General features: G+C 59.3%; 7 protein-coding genes and 1 pseudogene. 1 reads left to right on the top strand and 7 read right to left on the bottom strand.

The window, feature by feature from the left end:
• Positions 1 to 38: 38 nt before the first annotated feature.
• Together AC2VNK_RS04405 and AC2VNK_RS04400 are read right to left on the bottom strand one after the other, a co-directional pair.
• Positions 39 to 545, bottom strand: coding sequence for an HAD-IC family P-type ATPase (locus tag AC2VNK_RS04405; RefSeq protein ID WP_486882955.1), 507 nt, complete (start codon positions 543 to 545; stop codon positions 39 to 41).
• Positions 490 to 1,128: pseudogene (locus AC2VNK_RS04400) on the bottom strand (HAD-IC family P-type ATPase). The gene AC2VNK_RS04405 and the pseudogene AC2VNK_RS04400 overlap by 56 nt, the downstream one beginning before the upstream one ends.
• Before the next feature lie 271 nt (positions 1,129 to 1,399).
• On the opposite strand from AC2VNK_RS04400, the gene AC2VNK_RS04395 reads away from it, so the two are divergent.
• Positions 1,400 to 1,564: a type II toxin-antitoxin system YhaV family toxin gene (locus AC2VNK_RS04395; RefSeq protein ID WP_486882954.1), complete on the top strand. Its 165-nt coding sequence runs from the start codon at positions 1,400 to 1,402 to the stop codon at positions 1,562 to 1,564.
• A gap of 97 nt (positions 1,565 to 1,661) precedes the next feature.
• Here AC2VNK_RS04395 and gloA read toward each other — a convergent pair whose 3' ends face one another.
• The 5 genes from gloA to AC2VNK_RS04370 all read right to left on the bottom strand — a co-directional run.
• A complete protein-coding gene (gene gloA, locus AC2VNK_RS04390; protein ID WP_291509226.1) occupies positions 1,662 to 2,069 on the bottom strand; it encodes a lactoylglutathione lyase in 408 nt (135 codons plus the stop codon).
• 10 nt (positions 2,070 to 2,079) lie between these two features.
• On the bottom strand, positions 2,080 to 2,397 hold the full coding sequence (locus AC2VNK_RS04385) for a pyrimidine/purine nucleoside phosphorylase (protein ID WP_291521191.1): 318 nt from the start codon (positions 2,395 to 2,397) through the stop codon (positions 2,080 to 2,082).
• A gap of 5 nt (positions 2,398 to 2,402) precedes the next feature.
• A complete protein-coding gene (locus AC2VNK_RS04380) occupies positions 2,403 to 3,602 on the bottom strand; it encodes an argininosuccinate synthase (RefSeq protein ID WP_291521193.1) in 1,200 nt (399 codons plus the stop codon).
• A gap of 3 nt (positions 3,603 to 3,605) precedes the next feature.
• Positions 3,606 to 4,541 (bottom strand): ornithine carbamoyltransferase, encoded by a 936-nt coding sequence (gene argF / locus AC2VNK_RS04375; protein ID WP_486882953.1) that lies wholly within the window; start codon positions 4,539 to 4,541, stop codon positions 3,606 to 3,608.
• Positions 4,538 to 4,923 (bottom strand): aminotransferase class III-fold pyridoxal phosphate-dependent enzyme (locus AC2VNK_RS04370; protein ID WP_486882952.1); only part of this gene is annotated, 386 nt, incomplete at its 5' end. The genes argF and AC2VNK_RS04370, both read right to left, overlap by 4 nt.

The raw sequence follows: 4,923 nt of genomic DNA, 5'->3' as shown, positions 1-4,923 counted from the left end.
AGGTGTTATCGGTGGCGATGGCCATGATCGGCATATCATTAAAGAACGCCAGCAGGATGATCATGATGGCGGTGATGGGATAAAAATCGAAAATCAGCATGGCCAGCACGACGAAGACCATAATGCGGATGGTTTCGACGATACGATAAATCGCAGCGCAGGACGTCTTTCTGGGTAATACCCAACGCTGGCTCCAGGGTCCCGAGGGTCAGCTTGTTCTGGGTGAGGGTTCCAGTTTTATCGGAACAGAGAATCCGCATTCCCGCCATTTCCTCAAAGGACTCCAGACGGGTGACGATAGCCTTCATACGCGAAAGTTTCAGCGCACCCAAGGCCATGGTCACCGAGAGTACCGCTGGCATGGCCACGGGGATGGAGGCCACCGTAAGAATCAAGGCGAACTGTAACAAGGATAGGAAAGACTGCCCGCGGAATAGTTCGACCGTGATCAGCACAGCCACTAATCCTAAAGCAATATAGATGAGGTAGTCACCGATACGCAGGACCGCCTTTTGGAAGTGCGATACAGCCCCAGCCTTTTGCAACAGGCCTGCCGTTTTGCCGAAATAAGGTGTGCATACCGGTGGCAGTGATAACTGCCACCATCTCGCCTTGCTTGGCGACGGTACCCGAATAGGCAACGTCGCCTGCTTTCTTGCTGACCGGCAGGGATTCTCCTGTCAGGGCCGACTAATCGACACTCAGATAATCGCCCTCCAGCAATTGCACATCCGCCGGAATGATATCGCCCAGCCGGATCCGGACGACGTCACCGGGTACCAGAGCCGCCGCCAGGATCTCCTGCCATTGACCGTCCCGTAGCACACGGGCTTTGAGAGCCAACTGGCTCTTGAGCGCCTCCAGGGCGCTGCTGGCTTTGTATTCCTGCCAAAAGCCAATGCCCGCGTTAAAGAGCAGCAGCAACGAAATGATGGTCAGATCAGCCCAATGCTCCACGATGGCCGACAGGATGGCCGCCGCCTCGATCATCCAGGGTATGGGCCCCCAGAAGTAATGCAAAAAGCGTATGAAAGGACTAACCTTTTCTTCCCGCAAGGTATTGGCGCCATATTGTTGCAGTCGTTTCTGAGCATCGCCCTGTGTCAGGCCGGCCGAACTCGTGTGCAAACCTGCCAAGGTCTTTTCAATGGGCCACGTTTTATTGGATTCTGTCAAGGAAACCTCCTGTAACGACCAATGCGTATATCCACGAAATGCGCTCGATGAGTTCGGCGGCAGTGTTCCCGCCATGCAACCTCAGAAACAAAGCCTCTGAACGGATCCACGGATCGTGCATTAGCCGCCGACCCCGTCGGCTTTGCAGCGAATGCCAACGGCAAACTCTACCGCGCACTGAGTCACTTGATCCTGGAGATCGTGCCCCTGGATCCGGGGCTGGATGAGTACCGACATTGTCTATGCGTGGGTCAGTGATGGACAGACCATGCGCTCCGCCGGCAGCAAGCCCGATCCCTACGCTGTATTTCGGAAAATGCTGGAACGAGGAAGGCCGTCTGATGACTGGGCATCCCTACTCACGGCAAGCCAGTCAGCTTGGCCATGAGCGATGCGAATTGGTTAGCAACATGTGTAACGGCCGGTTCTATACATAACATAACAGGAGCGGTCCGATTTCGGACCTTTAGTGCCCATCCAGCCGTTCAGGCTGGATATTCGGCAAAGTCTGCTTTGCGCTCGATCAACTCGATGCGGTAGCCATCGGGGTCTTCCACGAAGGCGATGACGGTGTTGCCGTGCTTCATGGGCCCCGCCTCGCGCACCACCTTCCCGCCCCGCTGGCGGATGCCGTCACAGGCCGCCACGGCATCCTCTACTTCAATGGCGATATGCCCGAAGCCGTCGCCGAGGTCGTAATGTTCCACGCCCCAGTTATAGGTCAGCTCAATGACCGCCCCGGCGTTCTCGTTCTGATAACCGACGAAGGCCAGGGTAAATTCGCCCTCGGGATAATCGTTACGGCGCAGGAGATGCATGCCGAGCACCTCCGTGTAGAAGGCGATGGCGCGATCCAGATCGACGACGCGAAGCATGGTGTGCAGTATGCGCATGAGAATCTCCTTAACTTGAAAGCAGGTAATCCAGAGGCTCCACCACTTCTAGCCGGTAGCTCTGGTTGGCAGGAATGACCATGCTGTCGCCAGCATGCAACTCCTGAGTGTCGTTGGACCCTTCGGCGCGATAGTAGGCTATTCCACTGAGTATCTGGATGGTTTCCGTTACTTCGCTGCTCAAAGTATAGATGCCTGGGTGCAGAAGGGTGAGACTGTGCATGCTGCCATCGGCGAGAATAACGCTGCGTTCACTGCGTCGCCCGTCCAGAGAGATGCGGCTGGCCTTGCCCAGTGCGTTGGCCGGTACATGCTGCTCGGGAGCCATCGCCGTCAACCCTGCAAACGCTTTTCAATGCGCAGACGCAGCGCATTGAGCTTGATGAAGCCCTCGGCATCTTTCTGATTGTAGGCGCCGGCATCATCTTCAAAGGTGGCGATACGTGGATCAAAGAGACTCTCCTGCGACTGCCGTCCCACCACCATACAACTCCCCTTGTAGAGTTTGAGGCGCACCACGCCATTGACCAGTCGCTGGGTCTGATCGATGAGCGTCTGCAGGGCGCGGCGTTCCGGGCTCCACCAGAAGCCGTTGTAGATGATGCTGGCGTAGCGGGGCATGAGCTCATCCTTGAGATGGGCGACTTCCCGGTCCAGGGTGATGGATTCGATGGCGCGATGGGCCTTGAGCAGAATGGTGCCGCCGGGAGTCTCGTAGCAGCCCCGGGATTTCATGCCGACGTAGCGGTTTTCGACAATATCCAGGCGCCCGATGCCATGCTCGCCGCCGACGGTGTTGAGGTGCGCCAGCAACTGCGCGGGATTGAGCGGCTCGCCGTCGATGGCAATGGGGTCGCCGTGCGCGTAGGTGATCTCCAGATAACGGGGCTGATCTGGCGCTTGCTCCGGCGCCGTGGTCCAGCGCCACATGCTGTCTTCGGCTTCCGCCCAGGGGTCTTCGAGAATACCGCCTTCATAAGAAATATGCAGCAGGTTGGCATCCATGGAGTAGGGGGATTTCTTGCCGTGGCGTTCCACTGGAATGCCATGCTGTTCGGCATAGGCGAGGAGCTTTTCGCGGGAGTTCAGGTCCCATTCCCGCCAGGGGGCAATCACCTGAATGTCCGGATTGAGGGCGTAGGCCCCCAGCTCAAAACGCACCTGATCGTTGCCCTTGCCGGTAGCTCCGTGGGCGACGGCATCGGCACCCACGTCGGCGGCGATTTCTACCATGCGCTTGGCAATGAGGGGCCGGGCGATGGAGGTACCCAGCAGGTACTCACCCTCGTAGAGGGTGTTGGCGCGGAACATGGGGAACACGTAATCACGGACGAATTCCTGGCGCAGATCATCAATGAAGATTTCCCTGGCGCCGAGCTTCTCGGCCTTGGCGCGCGCCGGTTCCAGCTCTTCACCCTGGCCGATGTCGGCGGTGAAGGTGACCACATCGCACTGGTACTGATCTTGCAGCCACTTGAGGATGACCGAGGTATCCAGACCACCGGAATAGGCGAGAACGACTTTCTTGACCATGCATCAATCTCCTTGCAGTGCGGCCACGGGGCCGATGCCAAATAATAATTCCATTAGGGCTTTCTGGGCGTGGAGGCGGTTTTCCGCCTCTTCCCAGACGACAGACCGCGGTCCGTCGATGACTTCGGCGCTGACCTCTTCGCCACGGTGGGCAGGAAGGCAGTGCATGAACAAGGCGTCCGCCGCCGCGGCGGCCATGAGCGTGGCGTTGACCTGGAAGGGGGCGAGAATCGCCTTGCGTGCGGCGGCCTCTTCTTCCTGACCCATGCTGGTCCAGACGTCGGTGACAATCAGGTCGGCACCGCGCACCGCGGCCACGGCATCATGCAGGATCGTGACGTGATTACCGCCGGTCTGCAGCATCGCGGCGGTCGGCGCGTAACCCGCCGGGCTGCCGATACGCAGTTGAAAGTCGAAAATCTGTGCGGCTTCCATCCAGGAGTGGGCCATATTATTGCTGCCGTCGCCGATATAGGCCACGGTCCTGCCGCGCAGGTCACCCCAGTGTTCCGTCGCCGTCATCAGGTCGGCGAGGAGCTGACAGGGGTGGTGGTCGTCGGAGAGACCATTGATTACCGGCACCCGCGAGGCGTCAGCAAAGCGGATGAGATTGTCGTGACCGAAGGTGCGGATCATCACCATATCGACCATGCGCGAGATCACCCTGGCGGTGTCCTCGATGCTCTCGCCACGCCCCAGTTGGGTATCCCGTGGCGAGAGGAAAAGGGCGTGACCGCCCAGTTGCGCCATACCGGTCTCAAAGGACACGCGGGTACGGGTGGAAGATTTTTCAAAGATCATCGCCAGTGTCCGGCCCGCGCAAGGGGCGTAGTGCTCACCCGCACGCTGGATTTTCTTCAGGGCGATGGCGCGCTGCAGAAGCGCCCGCAGTTCGGCGGGGCTGAGATCGGAGAGGCGCAAAAAGTGACGGACGTTCATGACGCGGATTCCAGAAGGCTGGCCAGGCCAGCGACGAGGAGGTCGATTTCTGCCTCTTGCAGAATCAGCGGCGGCAACAGACGGATCACCCGTTCGGCAGTGACGTTGATGAGCAGACCTGCCTCCAGGGCGCGTTCCACCAGACGCTCGGGCTTATGGGCCAGTTCGATACCCACTATCAGACCCATGCCGCGCACCTCCACCACTTCGGGATGCTGGCCGAGGCGCGCGCGCAGACGCTGACGGAGCAGGACCCCCATTTGTTCCGCATGGGCGGGGATGGCCTCTTGCTGCATGGTGTCGAGCACGGCCTGGGCGGCGGCGCAGACCAGAGGCCCACCGCCGAAGGTAGTGCCGTGTTTACCCGGTCCGAAGAGCGCGG

Source organism: Acidithiobacillus sp. TH-A35 (genome assembly GCF_057473505.1).
The sequence above is the reverse complement of the archived record's forward strand: the minus strand, read 5'-3'. Positions and strand labels throughout refer to the sequence as shown.